This window comes from Streptomyces sp. SCL15-4, from assembly GCF_033366695.1.
GTDB lineage: Bacteria > Actinomycetota > Actinomycetes > Streptomycetales > Streptomycetaceae > Streptomyces.
The window spans coordinates 830,151-851,123 of sequence record NZ_JAOBTQ010000001.1; the positions used below are offsets into that span (position 1 = coordinate 830,151).

Sequence of the window (20,973 nt, forward strand, 5' to 3'; positions counted from 1 at the left end):
GCCTCCCCACCGCCGGTACGCCACGGACCGCGGCGCGTGACCCGCGGTCCGTGGCGCCGCCGTGTCGCCGCGGTGCGCGCACCTGCGGAAGCCGACGGACGGCTCCCGCGCACAGCAGGGCCGTGAATAGCATCGGCTCCCATGACACCGACACAGCGGCGGACTTCCCGTGTCCTTCTGGTGGACGACCGCGATCGGCTCCTGCTGCTGTGCGGGCGTGATCCGCGCCGGCCGGGAGCGCGCTGGTGGTTCACCGTCGGCGGCGGCGTCGAGGACGGTGAGGACCATGTGCGGGCGGCCGTGCGCGAGGTCTTGGAGGAGACGGGGCTGACGCTCGCCGCGCACCGGCTGAGCCCGGTGGTGTGGACCCGGCAGGCGGTCTTCAGCGTGGACGGCCGGGGCTTCGACCAGTACGAGGAGTACCGCCTCGCGCGCGTCACGGCCGACGAGGCGCGCGGCGTAGAAGTCACCACGGAGGAGGCCCGGTACGGGCACCACTGGTGGACCTTGGCGGAGCTGGCCACCACCAGGCAGACCGTACGTCCGAAGAGGCTGGCGGCGCACCTGAGCACCGTGCTCGCGGCCGGCACGTCCTGCCCGGCGCCGCTTCATCTGGGCGATTTCGACGAGGACGCCGATCCCGACTGACGGCATCTCCCGGAAGCGCGCCCGGCACCTCCGCGGTGGGCGCCCGGCGTGCCCGGCGCCTTCCGGCTACGCGTCCGGCCGCGGGCCGAGCAGCCGGTCCAGCGCCCGCCGCGTGCGGTCGGTGGCATCCGGCGCCGCGAAGAGCTGTATCTCCTGGTTCAAGGCCATGAAGAGACCGATCAGCTCGAACACCACCTGGTCCGGATCGGTGTCCTCCGGCAGTTCGCCCGCCGCCACCGCCGTGCGCACCTCGGCGGCGAGACGGCGCCGCCACACCCGGGACATCCGGGCCACGGCCTCGCGGACGGGCCCGCTGCGGGCGTCGAACTCGACGGACGCCGTGGTGAAGAAGCACCCGCCGGGGAAGACGGCCCGCCCGGCGTCCAGGTGCAGATAGCCGATCCAGGCGTCGCAGACCGCCCGCAGCCGGAGCAGGCCCGGCCGCACCTGCGCCGCGGGCTCCCACACCAGACGGGAGAACGCCGCCGCGGCGCCCTCCAGGGTGGCCAGCTGGAGGGCCTCCTTGGTGCCGAAATGCCCGAGCACCCCGGCCTTGCTCATGTTCAGGTCGGCGGCCAGCCGCCCGATCGTGAGTCCCTCGAGGCCGTCGCAGGAGGCGAGGGCGATACCACGCTCGACGATGCGCTGCCGCGTCCTGCGGGCTTCGGCTGCGGAGTTGCGAGGGCTCATGCCTCCCATCGTAGGCGAGGCGGGACGGCTTCAGCTTCCGACCGATCGGTTGCTATATTCCGGGACACCTGCCGCCGAGCCGAGGAGACCAGCTGTGCGTTCCGCCGTGCCGGGAAGCCGTATCACCGCCTTGGGGCACTACCAGCCGACGCGCGTCCTGACCAACGACGACCTGGCCACCATGGTCGACACCAGCGACGAGTGGATCCGGCGCCGTACCGGCATCGCCACCCGCCGCATCGCCGCGCCCGAGGAGTCCGTCACCGACATGGCGGCGGCCGCCGCGGGCAAGGCGCTGGCCGCGTCGGGGCTGGAACCCGCCGACATCGGGCTGATCACGGTGGCGACCTGCACAGCCGTGGACCGCTGCCCCTCCATCGCCGCCCAGGTCGCCGGCCGCCTCGGCTTGGCCGCGCCCGTGGCCTTCGACCTCAACAACGGCTGCGCCGGCTTCTGCACCGCGCTGGCCTGCGCCGACCACTCGCTGCGTGCCGGGGCCGCGCGGCACGCGCTGGTCATCGGTGCCGAGAAGATGTCCGACGTCACCGACTGGACCGACCGGCGCACCTGTGTACTGCTGGGCGACGGGGCGGGCGCCGCCGTGCTCAGCGGCTCCGCCGACGGCGGGATCGGCCCGGTGTGCTGGGGCTCGGACCCCGCCCGCGGCGACGCCGTCCGGCTCGTCGACGACTGGCACCCGCACTTCGCCCAGGAGGGGCAGACCGTCTTCCGCTGGGCCACCGGCGAGCTGCCCGCGATCGCCCGGGAGGCCTGCGCGCGGGCCGGTCTGACCACGGCCGACCTGGCGGGCGTGGTCACCCACCAGGCCAATCTGCGCATCATCGACGCCGTCGTGCGGCAACTCGGCCTTCCGGAGAGCACGGTGATCGCCCACGACGTCGTGGAGTCCGGCAACACCTCCGCCGCGTCCGTCCCGCTCGCCCTGTCCAAGCTGACCGAACGCGGTGAACTGCCCAGCGGCGCCCCGGTCCTGCTCCTCGCGTTCGGCGGCGGCCTGTCCTGGGCCGGCCAGGTCGTCACCTGCCCCTGAGCGCCGCACCCGGCAGCGTGCGCGCCGGCGACGCCGCCGGTCCTGTCACCACCGGCCCGTCACATCGATGTGACTGCGAGACATACCCCCGCCTCGCACACCGATGCCCTGCTGGACGGCGGCGCGTCCCGGGACGCGGCCCTGACCGGCGGCTACCAACTCGCCTTCCGGACGGGCGCGGTCTTCGTCCTGGGCGCCCTGGTGATCGCGGCGGCCGTCCTGCGTACCCCGCGCGGAAGCGCGAGCGGGGCCTCCGCGGACGCTCCCGCGTCCTCCCGGGCGGCGGAAGCCGACAGCACGTCGGCAACCTCCTGAGCGTGCCCCTCCTCGCCGGTATACCGCCAGGGTTCACGGCGGCGGCGTCCTGTCGCCCTGGGATGACGGTGGTGTCCTGCGCCCGTCCGATGCGTCCGGCCGTGCGTGGCGCCTAGGTTGAGCCGCGCACGGCACGGCACCTCCGCACCGAAGCACCGCACACGCATCGGCAGAGAGGATCTGTTCCCCATGTCCCGCATGCTGCGCATCGCACGTTCACGAGCTTCGGCCAGGCCGCCCGCGAGGAGGCCGACAGCAGGGTCTGGCTCGGCGTCCACTACCCGTGGGACGCGAGCGACGGGCTGACACTCGGTGAGAACGTCGCCGCCTGGGTGTACACACACAAGATGAAGTCCGTGGGTTCGTAAGGCGGTTGCGCATCCGCATCCCGCCCGCGCCCGTCTCAGCCGGTCCGGGCGCCCGCGCGGCCACCGCCGCGCTTGGCCTGCCCGCGGTTCAGCCCCAGGTCCCGCCCCGCCCAGCGGCACCTGCGCGCGACAGGACGGACAGGGCCGGGGCCCGTTCCCGCCAGTCGGACCACCAGACCGCATGGCGCACGTCGACGACGGCTCTTTGTCCGGGCGCCCGCCCGCCCCACAAAGGCGCGCTCGTACGGATGGTGCCGGGCCGCAGACGGGCGTCGCGCCGGTCCCCCCTCGGCACCGGCGCGACGCCCGGGTACCCGTGGCTCAGACGGCGCGCCACAGAGCCGGTACGGCCGGCGGCTCCCAGCCCGGCTGGGCGGTGTGGGGCTGGAGGCAGGTGTAGCCGCGGCCGCCGTACGTGACCTGGTCCCCCGTCCGGTACGCGGTGCCGATGGTCCAGGTGCCGCCGGGCGGGGTGGGGCCGGGGCCCGGGTCCTGCGCGACGTCGAGGACGAAGTCGAACGCCGCCTCCCGGCCGCCGTTCCCGTCGCGCACGGTCATCAGCAGCCGCGGGTCGAAGATGGTGTCGGTGTTGTTGCGCGGCTCGTTCGGGAAGTACAACTGCGTGGTCAGCACGCGCTGGTGGGGGGCCTGCACCTTGACGTGGATGTGCCGGGTGCGCCCCGGGTAGAGGCCCGGCACGATCGTGGTGAGCGCGAAGGCGCCGCGCGAGTCGGTGTACTGGTGGCCCCGGAACCGGAACCCGGTGTTGTCGTAGGCGCCGTTGTTGTCGGCCTGCCAGAAGTCCAGCAGGACACCGGACAGGGGCCGGCAGGCCCGGCCGAAGACATAACCGGTCACGGTGAGCCGGGTGCCGGGCAGGCCGGGCTCCAGGAGGCTGCTGCGCTCGGGCGAGTTGGGCTTGAAGTAGGGACCCTCGGTCTGCTCGGGGGTGGGGTCGTCGCCGTCGTCGCACTCCGGGGTGAGCTGGGGCTCCGTACCGCTCGCGGCCAGGGTGCGGGCGAGGGCGGGGCCGCCGGCCAGGGCCAGGGGGATCGCGGCGGTGGCCGCGAGTGCCGCGCGCAGCACCGTCTTGCGGCCGACGAGCCGGGCGGCGCCCGGCGCCTCGGCGCCGTCCCTGCCGGTGCCGTTCCGTTCGGGGTCGTGCGTACCTGCTCCGTCCATGTCTCCTCCTGCTGTGGGGGGCGGACTGTGGTGGTCCTCCTGTGGGGGCGGACGCCCGTGGGGCCGGATCGCCAACGAACCTAGGCGTGCGCCGGTGGGGCTTCGAGGGACTGATGAGGGCGGCTGTGGTGTTTTCGGAAGTCGCCGGGGCTGCTGCCGGTCTCGCGCCGGAAGAACCGGCTGAAGTACGCGGGGTCGGCGAACCCGGTGCGGGCGGCGACCTGCCGTATCGACAGCTGGGTGTGGGCCAGCAGCCGCTGTGCCTGGTAGGCCCGGGCCTCTATGAGCAGCCGTCCGGGCGGGCGGCCGGTGGCGGCCCGGACCGCCTGGGTGAGGTAATGGGGGGTCACGCCGAGCCGGTCGGCGCACTCCCGCACGGACCAGGTCGCCGCCTCCGGGCGGCCGACCAGCCGGGCGAACGCCTCGGCGACGGCGGCCGGCCGGCCCTGGGCGCGCGGGTCCCGGCCGGTGCCGGTGCGGCCCGGCAGCCGGGCGGCGCGTACGACCAGCACGTGCAGCAGGGAGCGCAGCACGCTCTCGTGCCCGGGGGCGCGCTGCCGGTGTTCCGCGACGAGTTCGGCCATCAGGCGCCCGACGGACCGGTCCTGCTCGGGGTCCAGGGCGAACCAGCACCGCTCGCCGAGTTCCCGCAGCACCTCGCGGTCGCGGGGGTGGTCCACCAAGAAGTCGTCGGTGAACAGCGCGAGCGTCCCCTCCGGTCCCCGGCCGCCCTCCCAGTGGTGCACCTGGCCGGGCAGGATCACCGCGAGGTGCGGAGGACGCAGCGGCCAGCGCGCGAGATCGACGACATGGGTGCCGGAACCGGCGCTGACATGGACGATCTCGTAGAACGTGTGCCGGTGCGGCCGGTCCCACCGGGACATCGGTCCCACGGCGTCGAAGGAACCGGCGGCGAAGGGTACGGCGTCGGGCCCGGCCACCTCCAGCCGGTGCAGCGGCACGTCCCCGGGCGCGGGTGGCGCGCCGGGGCTTCCCGGTAACACGGTGGTGCTGCGCATCGGCCATGCTCCCCTTGTCTCCCAGACCTGCCGGGCACCGCACGGGCACGGATCAGGTACAGACCAATCGCGTCGCTGTGACCATGCCACGGACCGGAACGCCGGGAAACAGCGCACGCCGCCGCTCTGGTCCGTACCAGCCTCTTGCCCCGGGCCCGCCCACCGCGCAAGCTCCCCTCATGGAGCTGGAGTTGCGGCATCTGAAGACCATTCGGGCCATCGCGGAAGCGGGCAGTCTGACCAAGGCGGCGACGGTGCTCGGGCTCGCCCAGCCCGCGCTCAGCGCGCAGCTCAGGCGCATCGAGCGGGCCTTGGGCGGCACGCTGTTCGAACGCGGGCGGTACGGCGTGCGGGCCACCGCCCTGGGGGAGCTGGTCCTGGAGCGCACCCGGATCGTGCTGCCCGCGGTCAGCGAACTCCAGCGGGAGGCGGCCCGGTTCGCGCGCACCCGGCGGGACGGGGAGCGGCTGCGGCTCGGCGGCACGCACGGTCCGCTGCTGGGCGCGCTGGTGGACCGGCTCGCGGACGCCGTCCCCGGCACCGCCGTGACCACCTGTGCCTCCTGGTCGGAGCGGGAGTTGGCGGAGCTGCTGGCCGAAGGGCGCCTGGACTTCGCGCTCGCCGGCGCCTGCGGCTCCGCCGCGCCGCCCGACGCCCCGCACCTGGTCTGGGAGGAGATCGCCGTCGACCCGGTGTTCGTGATGCTGCCCGAGGGCCATCCGCTCGCCCGCGGCCGGGAGGTCGACCTCGCCGCGCTCGCCGACGAGGAGTGGGCGTGTGTCCCGGGCGACGGCTGTTTCGGGGACTGTTTCACCGCGGCCTGCGCCGGTGCCGGTTTCACGCCCCGCCGCCTGTACGAGACGGACACCGCGTCCTGTGCGCATCTGGTGCAGGTGGGCCGGGCGGTGGGCCTGTGCCGGGCCACCTTCCCGCCGACACCGGGACTCACCACCCGTCCGCTGTCCGGGACGCCGCTGGTGTGGCGGCACCTGCTGGGCTGGCACCGCACCGGCCAGCGGCCGGACACGGCGGCGACGGTACTGGCCCAGGCCCGCACGGCGCACGCCGCCGTGGCGGCCCGCAGCGACAGCTACGCGCACTGGCTCGCGCGGCGCGCGGACCGGGAGGCCGCGGCCCGGCACCGCACCGGCCTCGCGTCCTGACCGGGCCGCCTCCGCCCACCTCCCGTACATAACGCGGAGGCAGGGGGTCGGCTGACGTCTTATGGGGCGGGGCGCGATCTCCGTACGGTTTCGGCACCCCACCGAATCCGAGGAGACCTCCCCATGCTCCCACGACACCTCAGAGCCGCGTGCGCTGCCGCCGCGGCGGCGGGTGCCCTGCTCGTGGCCGGGCTCAGCGGCTCCGCGAGCGCCCAGCCGGCCGCCTCCCCCGCCCCGCCCACGGCAGCCCGGACGCTGCGCTCCGACGCGCCGCCGCCCGCTCTCCTCGGCGCGCTCCGGCGGGACCTGGGGCTGAACCGCGGGCAGGCGGAGCGCCGGCTGGCCAACGAGGCCGAGGCGGGTGCCACCGCGGGGCGGCTCGGGGCGGCGCTGGGCGCGGACTTCGCCGGTGCCTGGGTGCGCGGCGCGGAGTCGGGCACGCTGACCGTGGCCACGACCGACCCGGCCGACGTGCCGGCGATCCGGGCGCGCGGCGCCCGCGCGGTCGTGGTGGACCACTCCCTGGCCGCGCTGGACGCCGCCAAGGCCCGCGTGGACCGCGCCGCCGCCCACCGCGCCACCGCCGACACCCCGGTCTGGTACGTCGACGTACCCACCAACACACTGGTGGTGGAGGCGATACGGCCGGACGCCGCGCGTTCGCTGCTGGCCGCCGCGCACGTCGACGCCGCCCTCGCCCGGACCGTGAAGTCGGCCGAGCGTCCCCGGCCGCTGTACGACCTGCGCGGCGGCGACGCGTACTACATCGGCAGCGGCAGCCGCTGCTCGATCGGCTTCCCGGTGACCCGGGGCGCCCAGCAGGGCTTCGTCACGGCCGGGCACTGCGGCCGGGCGGGTGCCACCACCACCGGGTCCAACCGGGTCGCGCAGGGCACCTTCCAGGCGTCGGTCTTCCCGGGCAACGACATGGCGTGGGTGGCGGCCGGCTCCAACTGGACCGCCACGCCGAACGTCAACGGCGCCGCCGCCCAGGTCGCCGGCTCCGTCCAGGCCCCGGTGGGCTCCTCGGTGTGCCGCTCCGGGTCCACCACGGGCTGGCACTGCGGCACGGTGCAGCAGCTCAACACCAGCGTGACGTACCAGGAGGGCACCGTCAGCGGTGTGACCCGTACGTCGGTGTGCGCCGAACCGGGCGACTCGGGCGGCTCGTTCATCTCCGGCAGCCAGGCGCAGGGCGTCACCTCGGGCGGCTCGGGCAACTGCACGAGCGGCGGTACGACGTACTTCCAGCCCGTCAACCCGATCCTGCAGTCCTACGGCCTCACCCTCACGACGACCGGGACCGGCCCCGAGGACCCGGAAGACCCCGGTGACCCGGGCGGCACCTGGGCGGCCGGCACCGTGTACCAGGCGGGCGACACGGTGACGTACGGCGGTGCGGCCTACCGCTGCCTCCAGGGCCACCAGGCGCAGACCGGGTGGGAGCCGGCGAACGCACCGGCGCTGTGGCAGCGGCTGTGACCGGCTGATCCACCAGGCCACCGAGGGCCCGGACGCCGACGACGGGGCGCCCGGGCCCGACCGCCGGGATCGGCCCGGGTCCGCCGCCGCCGTCCGGGCCACGGCGGCGCGCCCTGCGCGAGACGTTCCGGAGCGCGCCGGACGTCGAGCCGCCCGCGCGGTGGTGCGCCCGTCCCGGTACCAGTGCACGCACCCTCGCCCGCCTGTTCCGGCCGCACACCGCTCCGGCGCAGCGCCGGCGTGCGGGTCGCCGTCCGCGCGATGATCACGCGGGTAGTCTCGGGACCATGGTTGAGCATCGCATGGTCGACGTGAACGGCATCCGGCTGCACATCGCCGAGGAGGGCGAGGGCCCCTTGGTGGTCCTGCTCCACGGCTTCCCGGAGTCATGGCACTCCTGGCACCGCCAGTTCGGCCCGCTGGCCGCCGCGGGCTTCCGGGTGGTGGCTCCCGACCAGCGCGGATACGGGCGCAGCGACCATCCGGAGGCCGTCGACGCGTACACCATCCTGCACCTGGTCGGCGATGTCGTCGGGCTGATCCGGGCACTGGGCGAGGAGAAGGCGTACGTCGTCGGGCACGACTGGGGGGCGCCGGTCGCCTGGCACACCGCGCTGCTGCGGCCGGACCTGGTGCGCGGGGTGGCCGGTCTGAGCGTGCCGCCGCCGTTCCGGGGCGCGCAGCCGCCGCTGCCCGCCATGGACCGGATGTTCGGCGGCCGGTTCTACTGGAACTACTTCAACCGTCCCGGTGTCGCCGACGCCGAGTTCGCCGAGGACACCCGCACCGCGCTGCGCAAGTTCTTCTACTGGGCTTCCGGCGACACTCCCGGCGCGGGCGAGAAGCAGCCGCTCGTGGACCCCGAGCGCGGCTGGCTCGCGGACATGGCCGACCCCGAGACGCTGCCGGAGTGGTTCACCGAGGAGGATCTCGACGCGCTCACGGAGAGCTTCTCCGGGGGCTTCACCGGCGCCCTCAACTGGTACCGCAACCTCGACCGCAACTGGGAGCTGACCGCGCCCTGGCACGGCGCCGTCGTCACCCCGCCGGCCCTGTACGTCTACGGCGACCGGGACGTCGTACCCGCCTTCCCCGGCACACCGGAACTCATCGAGCGACTGCCCTCGCTGATGCCGAACCTGTGGCGCGAGCCCGTGAAGCTGGCGGGCTGCGGCCACTGGACGCAGCAGGAACGCCCGGACGAGGTGAACGCGGCGCTGATCGACTTCCTCACGTCGTGCCCCTGACCTGATCCTCCGGCGTCCCGGCCCGGGCCCGGGCATCCGGCCCCGGGCGGGTACGCCTTCCGGGGGCTTCGACCGCGCCTGGGCCACATCCCCGGCGTCCGGGTGGGTACCCCGTGCACAGAAGGCCCCCGTGCACAGGAGGTACCGATGTTCGAGGCATCCGATATCCGCGAGTGGCGGGGCCACGACGTGGTCGACGCGAACGGCCACAAGGTCGGCGTCCTGGAGTCGGTCTACGTGGACACCGCCACCGACCAGCCCTTCTTCGCCGCGGTGACCGTGGGGCTGCCCACCCGCCGCCGGCTGGCGTTCGTGCCCCTCACCGGCGCGACGGTCGGCCCGGGCTACCTGAAGGTCGCCCAGAGCAAGGACCGGGTCAAGAAGGCGCCGTCCATCGAGACCGACGGCGAACTGACCGCCGCCGACGAGCCGGGCGTCTTCGCCCACTACGAACTGCCCTACGCACCGGGCGCCGGCGGCGTGCGACGCCTGGCCCGCCGCTGATCCACCCAACCCGCCGGGAGATCCGATGAGCCTGTTCCTGTTCCTGATCCTCGCGGCCGTCGTCCTGGGGATCATCGGATTCGTCGTCAAAGGTCTGTTCTATCTGCTGATCATCGGCGTCGTCGTGCTGGTCATCGCCCTCGTCTTCGCCGCCGTGCGCTTCCGCCGGGGCGGACGCAAACACCGCGTCGCCCGCTGACGGCCGGCCGCCGTCGCGCGAGGCGGTCCACGCGGCCCGGCGCGGTCCCGGTCGCGTGTTCCCGCCCGGCGGCGGCAAGCTGGAACAGCTTCTGCTGCGAGCGACGAGGGAGCGGTCATGGAAGGCACGGACGGCGTGACCGTAGGCGTACTGGGCTCCTACGGGGGCCGCAACGTCGGTGACGAGGCGATCCTCACCGCCTTGCTGGACCAGATCCGGGCCGGCCGCCCGGACACCCGGTTCGTGGTCTTCTCCCGCGATCCCGCGCACACCCGCGCGGCCCATCCGGACGTCGAGGTCGTGGGCTGGGAGGGAGTGTGCCGGGAGGGCATCTCCGCGCCGCTCGGCCGGCTCGGCGTCCTGGTGCTCGGCGGCGGCGGGATCCTCTACGACACCGAGGCGCGCCGCTATCTGCGGCCCGCCCGCACCGCCCAGAGCCTCGGCGTGCCCGTCTTCACCTACGCGGTGGGGGCCGGTCCGCTCACCGACGAGACGGACTGCGCGTGCGTCCGCACGGTGCTGTCGGACGCGGTCGAGGTGACGGTCCGCGACGAGGAGTCCAAGCTGGTCCTGGAGGAGGCCGGCGTCACCCGGCCCGTGTCCGTCACCGCCGATCCCGCGCTGCTGCTGGAACCCGGCGACCGCGGCCGGGCCCTGCTGCGCGCGGAGGCGGTGCCCCGCCGGGTGCGGCTGGTGGGGATGAGCGTGCGGGAACCCGGGCACGCCGCCGAGCACCTGGACGAAGAGGGGTACCACCAGTTGCTCGCCAGTGTGGGCGACTTCCTGGTGCACCGGCTGAACGCGCACGTCGTCTTCGTCTCCATGGAGCGCGGCGACATCCGGCACGCGCACGCCGTGGCGTCCCGGATGGCGGCGGCCGACCACTGCACGGTGCTGCGCGGCGACCACGGGCCGCAGGAGGTCCTCGACATCGTCGCGCAGCTGGACCTGGCCGTCGGTATGCGGCTGCACTTCCTGGTCTTCGCCGCGCTCGCCGGGATTCCGCTGCTGCCGCTGCCGTACGCGGGGAAGGTCTTCGACTTCGCCCAGCGGATCGGCGCGCCCGCGCTGCGCGGGGTGGTCCGGGAGACGGCGGGGCTGCTGCTGGCGGAGGTGGACCGCCTGTGGGACGAGCGGCACGCGCGCGCGGCGGACGCGGCGGTGCGCACGGCCGCGATGCGGCTGCGGGCGGCCCAGACGGCCGAGCGGCTCCTCGCCTACCTGGAGGCCGCCGCGCCCGGCGACCGCCACCCCGGCGCGCCGATGCCCGCCTCCACCGCGCCCTGACACCGGCGGCCCGCCGGTCCGCCCCGAGGGAGTGAACGTGTCCCAGCTGATACCGCCCCGGGTCCCCACCACGGTGGAACTGCCGCCGCGTCGGGCCCTGCACGCGGGCTCCACCCAGGTACTGGTGATCGGCGGCGGTCCGGCCGGGATCGGGGCGGCCCTCGGCGCGGCCAACGCGGGCGCCGAGGTGGTCCTCGTGGAGCGCTACGGGTTCCTCGGCGGCAACGCCACCGCGGCCCTGGTCATGCCGCTCATGAGCTTCCACAACGAGGTCAGGCAGGCCGTGCCCGGCGACCCCGCCAGGCTGCTGCCGCCCGACCACGGCGAGGGCGAACCGGTCGTCGGCGGGGTGCTGTGGGTGCTGCTCGACCGGCTCGTCCGGGCCGGGGCGGCGATCCGGCCGTCGCTGGAGACCGGCTACACCGTGCCGTTCGACGCGGAGCTGTTCAAGCTGGTGACGTACGAGCTGCTGGAGGACCACGAGGTCCGGATGCTGCTGCACGCCTTCGCGTCCGGCGTGGTCGGTCTGCCGGACCGGGCACGGGCGGTGTTCGAGACCAAGTCGGGGCCGCTGGTGCTGGACGCGGACGTGATCGTCGACTGCACCGGGGACGGTGACATCGCCGCGGCGGCGGGGGCCGGGTACGAGACCGGCCGGCCGGAGGACGGCTGGACCCAGCCGATGACGCTGATGTTCCGCATGATCCGCTTCGACCACGAGAGGTTCACCGCCTACACCCGCGAACGGCCCGACCAGTGGAAGGGCGTGCACGGGCTGTGGGACCTGGTGCGCGCCGCCACGGACGCCGGCGAGCTGGACCTGCCGCGCGAGGACATCCTCTTCTTCGCCACTCCGAACGCCGGCGAGATCGCGGTCAACTCCACGCGGGTCACCGAGGTGCTCGGCACCAGCGTCTGGGACCTGACCCGCGCGGAACTCGCCGCGCACCGCCAGATGGCGCAGATCGCCGGGTTCCTGCGCAGCCGCGTGCCGGGCTTCGCCGACTCCTACGTGGTGCAGAGCGGCGTGCAGGTCGGTGTGCGCGAGACGCGGCGGATCGCCGGCGAGTACCGGCTGACCGGCGAGGACGTCCTGAGGGCCCGCAAGTTCGACGACGCCGTCGCGCGCGGCGCCTATCCGGTCGACATCCACAACCCGAGCGGTCGCGGCACCACGCTCGAACGGCTGCCGCGCGGCGAGTCCTACGACATCCCGCTGCGCTGCCTGCTGCCCAGGGGCCTGGAGCGGGTGCTGGTCGCGGGCCGCTGCATCTCCGGGGACCACGTGGCCCATTCCTCCTACCGCGTGATGCCGATCTCCATGGCCACCGGACAGGCGGCGGGCGTCTGCGCGGCCCTGGCGGCGACCGCGGGCCGACGGCCGCGAGAGGTGCCGGTGGGCGCGGTCCAGCGCCAGCTCCGCGCGCAGGGCGCGAGCCTGCGCTGACACCGCCGCACACCTTCGTTCACCCACACGAAGGAAATGGGACGCGAGGATCCGCCCTCGCGCATGACGGGGCCGCCGCCGGTGAGACATCGGACATGGACGAACCGACGACGAGCGCCTCGCTGCCGGGCCCCCGGAACCCGCGCCGGACCGACGTGGTGTTCACGGCGGACTTCGCCTCCACGGCCCAGTGGACCGCGGGCCGCTCCTCGGCCTACCCGGGAGGCGGTCCGGTCAATCCGGACGACGACAAGCTGGATCACCTCGTGGACGACGCCGGCCACAGCCGCTCGGGCGTCTTCCGGGCCACCCGGCGGTCCGACGGCGGATGGGACACCGGCCTGCTGACCACCGAGGACAGCGAGGAGGAGTTCGTGCTCCTGCCGGGTGACGTGCTGGAAGCCCGGGTGCGGCTGCCCACGGAGACCGGCGCGTGGCCGGCCATCTGGACCTGGCGGGACGGCGGCCAGGAGGTCGACGTCTTCGAGTACCACCCGGACCACCCGGACCTGCTGGAACTCACCAACCACGTGCGCGGCTCCCAGCGGTACATGTACGCCGACGCGGTCCGGCCGGGAGCCTGGATCGACCTGCGCACCGAGTTCGGGCGCCGCTCGGTGGTCTGGTGGCTGAACGGCGAACAGGTCTTCGCGGACCGGCGGGGCGTGGGGCGCCGCTGGTACGCCTTCCTCATCGTCAACCTCTCGGTCTGCGCCGGGCGCTACCATCCCGCGCCCGACCCGGCGACGACCGAGATGACCTTCGAGGTGAGCAGCCTGCTGGTGCGGCGCCCGTCCGGGGACGACGCGTAGCGTCCGGCGGCGGTCAGCCGTCGAGCGGGGTCTCCTCGTCGCCCCGCGGCCGGTCCTCGGCCTCGACGCCGCGCAGCGGTTCGCCGGCCGTGGTGCCGCTGTCGGGCTGGTAGCCCTCCTTCGCGCCGGCCGTACCCGGGACCGTCCGTTCGCGGGCCGGGCTCTCGCCGCCCGAGTGCGCTCCGGGTTCCTCGTCGTCGCGGGCCCGCCGGTACCGGTCGGCGGGCTCGCCGGTGTGTTCGCTCATGGCGTCCTCCGCTCCACTCCTCGGCCCGCCCGGGTTCCCCCGTACCGGACGGGAAAACGGAGGCCGGCCTTCAGCCGGCTGGGGCGGATGCCGCGTCCGGCACCCGCCGGCCGGTCCGCGCGGCAGCCGGGAGAGATCCGCCAGGGCCCGCGGTACCAGGAGCGGCGCGGTGGGTCAGTCGCGGTCGACGTGCTCGCCGAGGATCTTGCGGTTGGTGGCATCGATGTCGTAGGTCGTCTTGTTCCAGTCGTCGGTCGTGACGACGTCGACGGACCACTTCGGGGTGCCGCCGTCGGTGTCGTCGAGTTCGACGGCGGTGACGGTGCCCTTGGTCTTGTCCGTGGCGGTCCGCGCGGCCTGTTCCGCGGTGACGGTGGCCTTCTTCAGCAGGTCCGCCAGTTCGCGCTTGTCGTCCTCGTCCTCGTGCTTGGCCCGCGCCTCGCCGGCCTTTCCGCCGGCCGCGTCGACTGAGACGGTGTGGGCGGTGCCGTCGCCCGTGGCCACCTCGGCCTCCCACCGGGGGCTGTCGGGCGTGCCCTTGAGTTCCACGGAGACCGGCTCGGACTTCGCCACGGCGGCCGTCGCGGCGTGCAGCGCGTGCTCGTAGCCGGTCTTGGCCTTGGGGACGAGCGCCTTGCGTTCGCGCTGGTCCTCGGTGAGGTGGCTCGCGTCCGCCGACGGCGAGGTCGAGGCCGCGGCGATCCGGGCGGCCTCGGCAGCGCCGTTCCGCGTCGCTTCGCCGTCGGTGTCCTGGCCGCACCCGGTGAGCAGGGCTCCGGCCGCGGCCGCCGCGCAGACCAGGGCCGCGCCCCGGAAGACCGGGAGGTATTGACGCTTCGGAAATATTCCGTCACTCTTCGTGTCCATGCGGTCAGTTTAGGTGAGATGTCCGCCTGGGGCCTCGGGGGAGAACGGCATCCGGGGTGCCAGGTGTGCCGCGTGGGGGCGGGGGAACTTGGTCCGCCCGGTGGCCCCGGTGGAGAGGAGTCCACGTGACAGCGTCGACGTCGGCCGCGGGCGGCGGGGGACCGGACGCGCCGGGAGACGGGTACGAGCCCGATCCGCAGCGCTGGCGCGCCCTGTGGGTCACCCTGGTGGCCGGGTTCATGAGCCTGCTCGACGTCACCATCGTGGCGGTCGCCCTGCCCACCATCCAGCGCGATCTGCACGCCTCCCCGGCGCAGGTGCAGTGGGTGGTGTCCGGCTACGCCCTCACCTTCGCCCTCGCCCTGGTCACCGCCGGCCGGCTCGGCGACGCGCTGGACCGGCGCCGTATCTTCCTGGTGGCCCTCAGCGGCTTCGTGGTCTGCAGCGCGGCCTGCGGCGCGGCCCCGGACATCACGCTGCTGGTGGCGGCCCGGCTCGCGCAGGGCCTGGCGGCAGGTTTCATGGCTCCGCAGAACTCCGCGCTCATCCAGCAGATGTTCCGCGGCGCCGAGCGCGGCCGGGCCTTCGGCTTCTTCGGCGCCACCGTCGGCATATCCTCCGCCGCCGGCCCCCTCACCGGCGGCGCCGTCCTCGCCCTCGCCTCCGGTGCCCAGGGCTGGCGGTGGATCTTCTACGTCAACGTTCCCATCGGCATCCTCGCCGTCCTGCTCGGCCGCCGTCTGCTGCCGCGCACCCGGCGCTCCGGCCGCGGCCGGGTGGACGTGCCCGGGGTGCTGCTCCTCGGGGCCGGTGTCCTCGCGCTCATGTGGCCGCTGGTCCTGGCGGAGTCCGGCGGCATCGAGCACCTGTGGTGGCTGTTCCCGGCCGGTGCCGCGATCCTCGCCGTCTTCGTCCGGTGGCAGCGCCGTCTCGTCGCCCGGGACGCCCAGCCGCTGCTCGACCCCCGCCTGTTCACCACCGTGCGCGGCTACGCCGTCGGCGCCGGCATCGGCACGCTGTACTTCGTCGGCTTCAGCGGCGTGTGGCTGGTGTTCGCCCTGTTCTACCAGCGCGGACTGGACTTCTCCCCGCTCCGCTCCGGCCTCGCCGTCACCCCCTTCGCCCTCGGCTCGGCGAGCGCGGCCGTCGTCGCCGGCCGCCTGGTGGAGCGGTACGGCCGCCTGCTCACCGTCTGCGGCCTCACGGGCGTGATCGCCGGCCTGGGCGGGACCGCGCTGCTGCTCCGCCTCGCGCCCCCGCACCTGGCGCCCTGGGTCGCCGCGCCGGTCCTCTTCCTCGGCGGCGTCGGCGGTGGCTTCGTGGTCTCCCCGAACATCACCATGACGCTGCGGGACGTACCCGTGCGCATGGCGGGCGCGGCGGGCGGCGCGCTGCAGACCGGACAGCGGCTCGGCGCCGCGCTGGGCACCGCCGCGCTGCCCGGGCTGTTCTACCTGGTGCTGGAGCGGAGCGGCGACTACCGCGGCGCTCTCGTCATCGCGCTGGGCGCCGCGCTGGCCGGCATGGCGGCGTCCCTGGCCCTCGCGGTGTTCGACTGGCAGCGCGACCGGCGGCAGCGCAAACCACGCCGGAAGTGCCCGGACGAGGTCGCCAACGCGCCGGTGCACGCCCGGCAGACCTGACGGCGTCCGGGAGACGGGAGGCCCGGCCGGGCGGCAGGGCCATCAGGGTGGACCCGGCCCGTGTCGGGCGGCGGGCGCGCGCACGGTTGGCCATGCTGGGCCGGGAGCGGCACCCTCGCGGCGACAAGGAGCACGGCATGCCGACGGACCCGGTCGAACGATTCCTGGCGGCGCTGGACCCCGACCACCGCAAGACCGTCGGCGCGCGGCCGCGCGAGGAGCAGGAGCGGCTCGCGGCGGCCTGGACGCGGGAGCTGGAAGCGGACGACGAACTGGACACGCTGGACGAGCTGTCCCCGCCGGCGGCGGAGGCCGAGGCGGCCCGCCGCGTCCTGGAGCGCGGCACCGGCTGACCTGCCCGCGCCCCGTGCGCGACGGCTTGTTGTCCGTGCCGGACCGGGACGTTAGGGTCGGCCGGGTGGCACTCTCCCAGCGCGAACGCGAACTGTTTCTGGCGGAGCCGCACATCGGCGCGCTGTCGGTCGTCGAACGGCCGGACCGCGCGCCGCTGACGGTTCCCATCTGGTACCAGTACACGCCGGGCGGCGACCTGTGGGTGCGCACCGGGCCCGATTCCCGCAAGGGCCGGGCGATCCGCTCGGCGGGGCGCTTCAGCCTGATGGTGCAGCGCACGGAACCGACCGTGCGCTATGTGTCGGTGGAGGGCCCGGTCGTCGCGACGGCCCCGGACAGTCCCGAGCTGTCCTGGGAGATGGCCGCGCGCTACCTCCCCGAGGACAAGGTCGCCGCCTTCGTGGAGTACGACCGGACCCGGCTCGGCGAGCACTGCGTCATCCGCATGCGCCCCGAGCACTGGGTGGCCGCCGACCTCGGGGCCTTCTGAGGCCCGGCGCGGCCGGGACGGCGCGAGGGGGACCGGGCCGGCCGGTGTCACGGGGAGCGGCCGGCCCGGTGGGCGGGTCAGCCGGTGTAGGTGTGCAGGGTCAGGCCGTAGCGGCTGAGGATCTCGTTGACCGGCTGGAACCAGGTCTCGCCGCCGGAGGAGCAGTTGCCCCACCCGCCGGAGGTGACGCCTTGGGCCTGGTCGCCGGTGAGGAAGGAGCCGCCGGAGTCGCCGGGCTCGGCGCAGACACTGGTCTTCGTCAGCTGGTACACCGCGCCCTGGCTGTAGTTGACGGTCTCGTTCGTCGCGAGCACCGTGCCGCAGTGCCAGTGGGAGGTCGAGCCCGAGCGGCACACGGAGGAGCCGACCGGTGCCACGGCCGAGCCGCGCACGAGCTGGTCGGGCACCGTGCCCCAGCCCAGGACGACGGGGACCGTCCACCAGCCGCTGCCCACGCTGACCCAGGCGTAGTCGTCGCCCGGGAACGAGGAGCCCTGGAAGGTGCCGACGTAGGAGCCGTCCCAGCCGTTGACCCCGGCGCCGGGGCGGCCGCAGTGACCGGCGGTGACGAAGCCGCCGTACACCGAGAAGCCGATGGAGCAGCGGACGTTGCCGGTGTAGTACGGGTCGCCGCCCACCGTTCCGGCGGCCAGGGTCCGGGGCGCGGCGGGGACGGTCCGGACGGTGACGGGACCCGCCTCGCGCGCCCGGGAGAGGAAGCGCCGGACATCGTTGTCGGAGCGGTCGTTCCGGACGACGTCGACGACGACCGTGTTGACTCTTGGGTCGACGTGCCAGCCGCTCACGCCGGACGGGGCGGACAGCCGGTCGAGGCGGCCCTTGACGGTGTCCAGCAGGCGGGCGGAGTGCGCGGCGGTGCGGACGGCGGCGCCGGACGCCTCGATCGCGCGGCGCGCGGCCGGGGCGACGTCCGGGGTGAGCGCCACCGTCAGGCGGCCCGACGCGGCGTCGAACCAGGAGCCGGCGTAGGCGCCGCCGGCCGTCCGGCGGGCCTTCGGGGCGAGGGTCGCGGCGGTCCGCTCGGCCGCGATCCGGGCCTCGGCCTGCTCGCGGGTGAGGCCGAGATCGCGCCGCATGGCGGTCACGAGGCCGTCGGACGCGGGCTGCCGGGGCTCGGCGGGTACGGCGGCGGCCGGGCCGGTGTCGGCCGCCGTCGCGGGAAGCGTGCCCGCGACGCCCCAGCCGGCGAGGAGCAGCAGCGCGGACAGGACGGCGTGCGTAAGTCTTCTGCGTCTCACGGGGGATGGCCTTTCGTCGTTCCAGTGGTGGGGTGGAACAGCCGAATTCCGAGAGCGCTCTCAGGCGTGGCGGAGCAGAGCCTAGACCTCCATTCGCGTCAGGTCCATGCCAATGCGGGAATCACCGGCGGACGATCGGGCGGTGGCGGTCGCGGTCGGTCCGTGAGCAGCCGGTCCTGTCCCGTCAGGGACATGCCGTCGTACCAGACCAGGGCCTTGCCGAGGCGGACCAGTCCGCCATGGCGGGCCGGGACGAGCGGCCGGAGATCGTCCACGCGGCCCGCGACTGGCCGGCCAAGCTGCGCCTTGCGGCCGCGGACTCCCGACTCCGGGCCGGCCGTGTTCGCCGCCGCCGTGCCGTCCGGGGCCGCGTCCTCCCGGTCCGCGCCGGGCCCAAGGAGCAGCGGTGAGTGCTCCTCGCCCCTCTCCCCCATTCGCCGTCCGAGGCGGCCGAACGCGTGTCCGCCGCCCTGCGCGCCGCCGCCCTCGGCCTGGACGCCTCCGCCCCCGTCGCCGTGACGGTGGGGCGGAGGCGTCCGCGGTGGACGGACGGGCGCCGGCGGCCCGCGCGGGCGGGTTTACAGCGCGCGTTCCAGGCGGTCCGCCATCAGCTTGACGAAGCGGGCCGGCTCCTTGGGCTGGCCGCCTTCGGCGAGCACCGCCAGGCTGTACAGCAGCTCGGCGGTCTCGGCCAGCTCCGTGTGGTCCTCGCGCTCCCGGTACGCCTGGTTGAGGCCCTTCACCAGCCGGTGCTCCGGGTTGAGTTCCAGGATCCGCTTGGCGCGGGGCACCTCCTGGCCCATCGCGCGGTACATGTTCTCCAGCGCCGGGGTGAGGTCGTGCGCGTCGGAGACGACACAGGCCGGGGAGACGGTGAGGCGGGAGGACAGGCGTACGTCCTTGATGTCCTCGTCCAGCCGCTCCTTCATCCAGCCGAGCAGCCCGGCGTACTCCTCGCTCCGCTTCTCCCGCTCGGTGTCGGCGCTGTCCTCGTTCTCGGCGTCGAGGTCGATCTGCCCCTTGGCGACGGAGCGCAGCTTCTTGCCCTCGTACTCGCCGACGGCGTCGGCCCACACCTCGTCGACCGGGTCGGTGAGCAGCAGCACCTCGATGCCCCGCTCCCGGAAGGCCTCCATGTGCGGGGAGTTCTCGATGCTCTGCCGGGACTCGCCGGTCAGGTAGTAGATGTCCTCCTGGCCGTCCTTCATCCGCTCGACGTACTGCTTGAGCGTGGTCGGCTCGGTGTCGTGGTGCGTGCTGGCGAAGGAGGCGACGGCGAGGAGGGCGTCGCGGTTCTCCGGGTCGGTGACCAGTCCCTCCTTCAGGACCGTGCCGAACTCCCGCCAGAACGTGCCGTAGCGCTCCTGGTCCTTGGTCATCATCTCCTTGACCGTGGACAGGACCTTCTTCGTCAGCCGTCGCCGCATCATCTCGATGTGGCGGTCCTGCTGGAGGATCTCGCGGGACACGTTCAGCGAGAGGTCGGCGGCGTCCACGACGCCCTTGACGAAGCGGAGGTACGGCGGCAGCAGCGCCTCGCAGTCGTCCATGATGAACACGCGCTTGACGTACAGCTGCACGCCGCGCTTGAAGTCCCGCGTGAACAGGTCGTGGGGGGCGTGCGCCGGCAGGAACAGCAGGGCCTGGTACTCGAAGGTGCCCTCCGCCTGGAGCCGGATCGTCTCCAGCGGGTCGCGCCAGTCGTGGCCGATGTGCTTGTACAGCTCGTGGTACTCGTCGTCGGACACCTCGTCGCGGGGCCGTGCCCACAGCGCCTTCATGGAGTTGAGGGTCTCGGGCTCGGGCGTCTCGTCGCCCTCACCGGCCTTCTCGGGCACCATGCGGATCGGCCAGGTGATGAAGTCCGAGTACCGCTTGATGATCTCCCTGATCTTCCACGGGGAGGTGTAGTCGTGGAGCTGGTTCTCCGGGTCGGCGGGCTTGAGGTGCAGCGTGACCGAGGTGCCCTGCGGCGCGTCGTCCACCTTCTCCAGCGTGTACGTGCCCTCGCCGCGCGACGACCACCGGGTGCCCTGGCTCTCGCCGGCCCGCCGGGTCAGCAGGGTGACCTCGTCGGCCACCATGAAGCCGGAGTAGAACCCGACACCGAACTGGCCGATCAGCCCGTCCTCGCCGGCCTTGTCCTGGGCCTCGCGCAGCTCCCGGAGGAACTGTGCGGTGCCCGAGTTGGCGATCGTGCCGATGAGCTGCCCGACCTCGTCGTACGACATCCCGATGCCGTTGTCGCGCACGGTGAGCGTACGGGCGTCCTTGTCAATGTCGATCTCGATGTGCGGGTCGGACACATCGGCGTCCAGCGAGTCGTCCCAGAGCTTCTCCAGACGCAGCTTGTCCAGCGCGTCGGAGGCGTTGGAGACGAGTTCCCGCAGGAAGACATCCTTGTTCGAGTAGACCGAGTGGATCATCAGCTGGAGCAGCTGACGGGCCTCTACCTGGAACTCAAACGTCTCGGTCGGCATGTTCGCGATTCCCTCACAGGTCCTGTTGCCCTGAACTGGTGGCAAACACTGTAAAACACCACGTCAGCGCAGTGGCTCGAAGAAGCCGTCGGTGGCCGGATCCGCACCCCTGCGGCCGGGGCGCGCGCGTCCGGCCCAGGCGCGCGCCGGGTGCCGGGCGGTGGTGATCGGAATCGGTGGCCATGACCGTCGGCTCCCCGGGTACCCGGCAGACTCCGG

General features: G+C 74.0%; 22 protein-coding genes. 14 read left to right on the forward strand and 8 right to left on the reverse strand.

Translation table 11 applies throughout. The features are described from left to right. The first annotated feature begins 141 nt into the window (after positions 1-141). Positions 142-648 carry an NUDIX hydrolase gene (locus SCK26_RS03420; RefSeq protein WP_318199747.1) on the forward strand — a complete coding sequence of 169 codons (507 nt, stop codon included), beginning with the start codon at positions 142-144 and terminating at the stop codon, positions 646-648. Between the two features lie 66 nt (positions 649-714). Here the strand turns inward: SCK26_RS03420 and SCK26_RS03425 are convergent, their stop codons facing one another. Next, a complete protein-coding gene (locus tag SCK26_RS03425) occupies positions 715-1,338 on the reverse strand; it encodes a TetR/AcrR family transcriptional regulator (protein ID WP_318199748.1) in 624 nt (207 codons plus the stop codon). A 106-nt stretch (positions 1,339-1,444) separates the two neighbouring features. On the opposite strand from SCK26_RS03425, the gene SCK26_RS03430 reads away from it, so the two are divergent. Then, positions 1,445-2,389, forward strand: a complete 945-nt coding sequence (locus SCK26_RS03430) for a beta-ketoacyl-ACP synthase III (protein WP_318205894.1) — start codon at positions 1,445-1,447, stop codon at positions 2,387-2,389. A 69-nt stretch (positions 2,390-2,458) separates the two neighbouring features. Then, positions 2,459-2,704: a hypothetical protein gene (locus tag SCK26_RS03435; RefSeq protein WP_318199749.1), complete on the forward strand. Its 246-nt coding sequence runs from the start codon at positions 2,459-2,461 to the stop codon at positions 2,702-2,704. 689 nt (positions 2,705-3,393) lie between these two features. Here SCK26_RS03435 and SCK26_RS03440 read toward each other — a convergent pair. After that, positions 3,394-4,254 carry a carbohydrate-binding protein gene (locus SCK26_RS03440; RefSeq protein ID WP_318199750.1) on the reverse strand — a complete coding sequence of 287 codons (861 nt, stop codon included), beginning with the start codon at positions 4,252-4,254 and terminating at the stop codon, positions 3,394-3,396. Positions 4,255-4,334: 80 nt separating this feature from the next. Next, on the reverse strand, positions 4,335-5,273 hold the full coding sequence (locus SCK26_RS03445; RefSeq protein WP_318199751.1) for an AraC family transcriptional regulator: 939 nt from the start codon (positions 5,271-5,273) through the stop codon (positions 4,335-4,337). A 179-nt stretch (positions 5,274-5,452) separates the two neighbouring features. Between SCK26_RS03445 and SCK26_RS03450 the strand changes: the two genes are divergently transcribed. The 8 genes from SCK26_RS03450 to SCK26_RS03485 all read left to right on the forward strand — a co-directional run bounded on the left by SCK26_RS03450 (position 5,453) and on the right by SCK26_RS03485 (position 13,414). Then, positions 5,453-6,436: a LysR family transcriptional regulator gene (locus SCK26_RS03450; protein WP_318199752.1), complete on the forward strand. Its 984-nt coding sequence runs from the start codon at positions 5,453-5,455 to the stop codon at positions 6,434-6,436. A gap of 123 nt (positions 6,437-6,559) precedes the next feature. After that, complete coding sequence (locus tag SCK26_RS03455) at positions 6,560-7,918, forward strand: trypsin-like serine protease (RefSeq protein WP_318199753.1); 1,359 nt, start codon at positions 6,560-6,562, stop codon at positions 7,916-7,918. Positions 7,919-8,205: 287 nt separating this feature from the next. After that, positions 8,206-9,165: an alpha/beta hydrolase gene (locus SCK26_RS03460; protein ID WP_318199754.1), complete on the forward strand. Its 960-nt coding sequence runs from the start codon at positions 8,206-8,208 to the stop codon at positions 9,163-9,165. A 147-nt stretch (positions 9,166-9,312) separates the two neighbouring features. After that, complete coding sequence (locus tag SCK26_RS03465; RefSeq protein ID WP_318199755.1) at positions 9,313-9,669, forward strand: PRC-barrel domain-containing protein; 357 nt, start codon at positions 9,313-9,315, stop codon at positions 9,667-9,669. A 25-nt stretch (positions 9,670-9,694) separates the two neighbouring features. Then, positions 9,695-9,868 carry a hypothetical protein gene (locus SCK26_RS03470; protein WP_318199756.1) on the forward strand — a complete coding sequence of 58 codons (174 nt, stop codon included), beginning with the start codon at positions 9,695-9,697 and terminating at the stop codon, positions 9,866-9,868. A 117-nt stretch (positions 9,869-9,985) separates the two neighbouring features. Next, a complete protein-coding gene (locus SCK26_RS03475; protein WP_318199757.1) occupies positions 9,986-11,155 on the forward strand; it encodes a polysaccharide pyruvyl transferase family protein in 1,170 nt (389 codons plus the stop codon). Between the two features lie 37 nt (positions 11,156-11,192). Continuing rightward, positions 11,193-12,602 carry an FAD-dependent oxidoreductase gene (locus tag SCK26_RS03480; RefSeq protein ID WP_318199758.1) on the forward strand — a complete coding sequence of 470 codons (1,410 nt, stop codon included), beginning with the start codon at positions 11,193-11,195 and terminating at the stop codon, positions 12,600-12,602. A gap of 95 nt (positions 12,603-12,697) precedes the next feature. After that, positions 12,698-13,414, forward strand: a complete 717-nt coding sequence (locus SCK26_RS03485; RefSeq protein WP_318199759.1) for a family 16 glycosylhydrolase — start codon at positions 12,698-12,700, stop codon at positions 13,412-13,414. A gap of 13 nt (positions 13,415-13,427) precedes the next feature. Here the strand turns inward: SCK26_RS03485 and SCK26_RS03490 are convergent, their stop codons facing one another. Both SCK26_RS03490 and SCK26_RS03495 read right to left on the reverse strand, forming a co-directional pair. Continuing rightward, positions 13,428-13,661 carry a hypothetical protein gene (locus SCK26_RS03490; protein WP_318199760.1) on the reverse strand — a complete coding sequence of 78 codons (234 nt, stop codon included), beginning with the start codon at positions 13,659-13,661 and terminating at the stop codon, positions 13,428-13,430. Between the two features lie 174 nt (positions 13,662-13,835). After that, positions 13,836-14,528, reverse strand: a complete 693-nt coding sequence (locus tag SCK26_RS03495) for a PepSY domain-containing protein (protein WP_318199761.1) — start codon at positions 14,526-14,528, stop codon at positions 13,836-13,838. Between the two features lie 125 nt (positions 14,529-14,653). On the opposite strand from SCK26_RS03495, the gene SCK26_RS03500 reads away from it, so the two are divergent. From SCK26_RS03500 to SCK26_RS03510, 3 genes are all read left to right on the forward strand, one after another. Continuing rightward, a complete protein-coding gene (locus SCK26_RS03500; RefSeq protein ID WP_318199762.1) occupies positions 14,654-16,171 on the forward strand; it encodes an MFS transporter in 1,518 nt (505 codons plus the stop codon). Between the two features lie 137 nt (positions 16,172-16,308). Continuing rightward, positions 16,309-16,524, forward strand: coding sequence for a hypothetical protein (locus SCK26_RS03505; protein WP_318199763.1), 216 nt, complete (start codon positions 16,309-16,311; stop codon positions 16,522-16,524). A 65-nt stretch (positions 16,525-16,589) separates the two neighbouring features. Further along, on the forward strand, positions 16,590-17,015 hold the full coding sequence (locus SCK26_RS03510; protein WP_318199764.1) for a pyridoxamine 5'-phosphate oxidase family protein: 426 nt from the start codon (positions 16,590-16,592) through the stop codon (positions 17,013-17,015). Between the two features lie 77 nt (positions 17,016-17,092). On the opposite strand, the gene SCK26_RS03515 is transcribed toward SCK26_RS03510, so the two are convergent. The 3 genes from SCK26_RS03515 to htpG all read right to left on the reverse strand — a co-directional run bounded on the left by SCK26_RS03515 (position 17,093) and on the right by htpG (position 20,754). Then, complete coding sequence (locus tag SCK26_RS03515) at positions 17,093-18,274, reverse strand: alpha-lytic protease prodomain-containing protein (protein WP_318199765.1); 1,182 nt, start codon at positions 18,272-18,274, stop codon at positions 17,093-17,095. Between the two features lie 98 nt (positions 18,275-18,372). Next, a complete protein-coding gene (locus tag SCK26_RS03520; RefSeq protein ID WP_318199766.1) occupies positions 18,373-18,708 on the reverse strand; it encodes a hypothetical protein in 336 nt (111 codons plus the stop codon). A gap of 144 nt (positions 18,709-18,852) precedes the next feature. After that, a complete protein-coding gene (gene htpG, locus SCK26_RS03525) occupies positions 18,853-20,754 on the reverse strand; it encodes a molecular chaperone HtpG (RefSeq protein ID WP_318199767.1) in 1,902 nt (633 codons plus the stop codon). Positions 20,755-20,973: the final 219 nt, after the last annotated feature.

Excerpts from the sequence above, each read along its gene's own strand:
- SCK26_RS03420 (WP_318199747.1), top strand. The coding sequence starts at position 142 with ATGACACCGACACAGCGGCGGACTTCCCGTGTCCTTCTGGTGGACGAC.
- SCK26_RS03425 (WP_318199748.1), bottom strand. The coding sequence starts at position 1,338 with ATGAGCCCTCGCAACTCCGCAGCCGAAGCCCGCAGGACGCGGCAGCGC.
- SCK26_RS03440 (WP_318199750.1), bottom strand. The coding sequence starts at position 4,254 with ATGGACGGAGCAGGTACGCACGACCCCGAACGGAACGGCACCGGCAGG.
- SCK26_RS03445 (WP_318199751.1), bottom strand. The coding sequence starts at position 5,273 with ATGCGCAGCACCACCGTGTTACCGGGAAGCCCCGGCGCGCCACCCGCG.
- SCK26_RS03450 (WP_318199752.1), top strand. The coding sequence starts at position 5,453 with ATGGAGCTGGAGTTGCGGCATCTGAAGACCATTCGGGCCATCGCGGAA.
- SCK26_RS03455 (WP_318199753.1), top strand. The coding sequence starts at position 6,560 with ATGCTCCCACGACACCTCAGAGCCGCGTGCGCTGCCGCCGCGGCGGCG.
- SCK26_RS03460 (WP_318199754.1), top strand. The coding sequence starts at position 8,206 with ATGGTTGAGCATCGCATGGTCGACGTGAACGGCATCCGGCTGCACATC.
- SCK26_RS03465 (WP_318199755.1), top strand. The coding sequence starts at position 9,313 with ATGTTCGAGGCATCCGATATCCGCGAGTGGCGGGGCCACGACGTGGTC.
- SCK26_RS03470 (WP_318199756.1), top strand. The coding sequence starts at position 9,695 with ATGAGCCTGTTCCTGTTCCTGATCCTCGCGGCCGTCGTCCTGGGGATC.
- SCK26_RS03475 (WP_318199757.1), top strand. The coding sequence starts at position 9,986 with ATGGAAGGCACGGACGGCGTGACCGTAGGCGTACTGGGCTCCTACGGG.
- SCK26_RS03485 (WP_318199759.1), top strand. The coding sequence starts at position 12,698 with ATGGACGAACCGACGACGAGCGCCTCGCTGCCGGGCCCCCGGAACCCG.
- SCK26_RS03490 (WP_318199760.1), bottom strand. The coding sequence starts at position 13,661 with ATGAGCGAACACACCGGCGAGCCCGCCGACCGGTACCGGCGGGCCCGC.
- SCK26_RS03495 (WP_318199761.1), bottom strand. The coding sequence starts at position 14,528 with ATGGACACGAAGAGTGACGGAATATTTCCGAAGCGTCAATACCTCCCG.
- SCK26_RS03505 (WP_318199763.1), top strand. The coding sequence starts at position 16,309 with ATGCCGACGGACCCGGTCGAACGATTCCTGGCGGCGCTGGACCCCGAC.
- SCK26_RS03520 (WP_318199766.1), bottom strand. The coding sequence starts at position 18,708 with ATGGGGGAGAGGGGCGAGGAGCACTCACCGCTGCTCCTTGGGCCCGGC.
- htpG (WP_318199767.1), bottom strand. The coding sequence starts at position 20,754 with ATGCCGACCGAGACGTTTGAGTTCCAGGTAGAGGCCCGTCAGCTGCTC.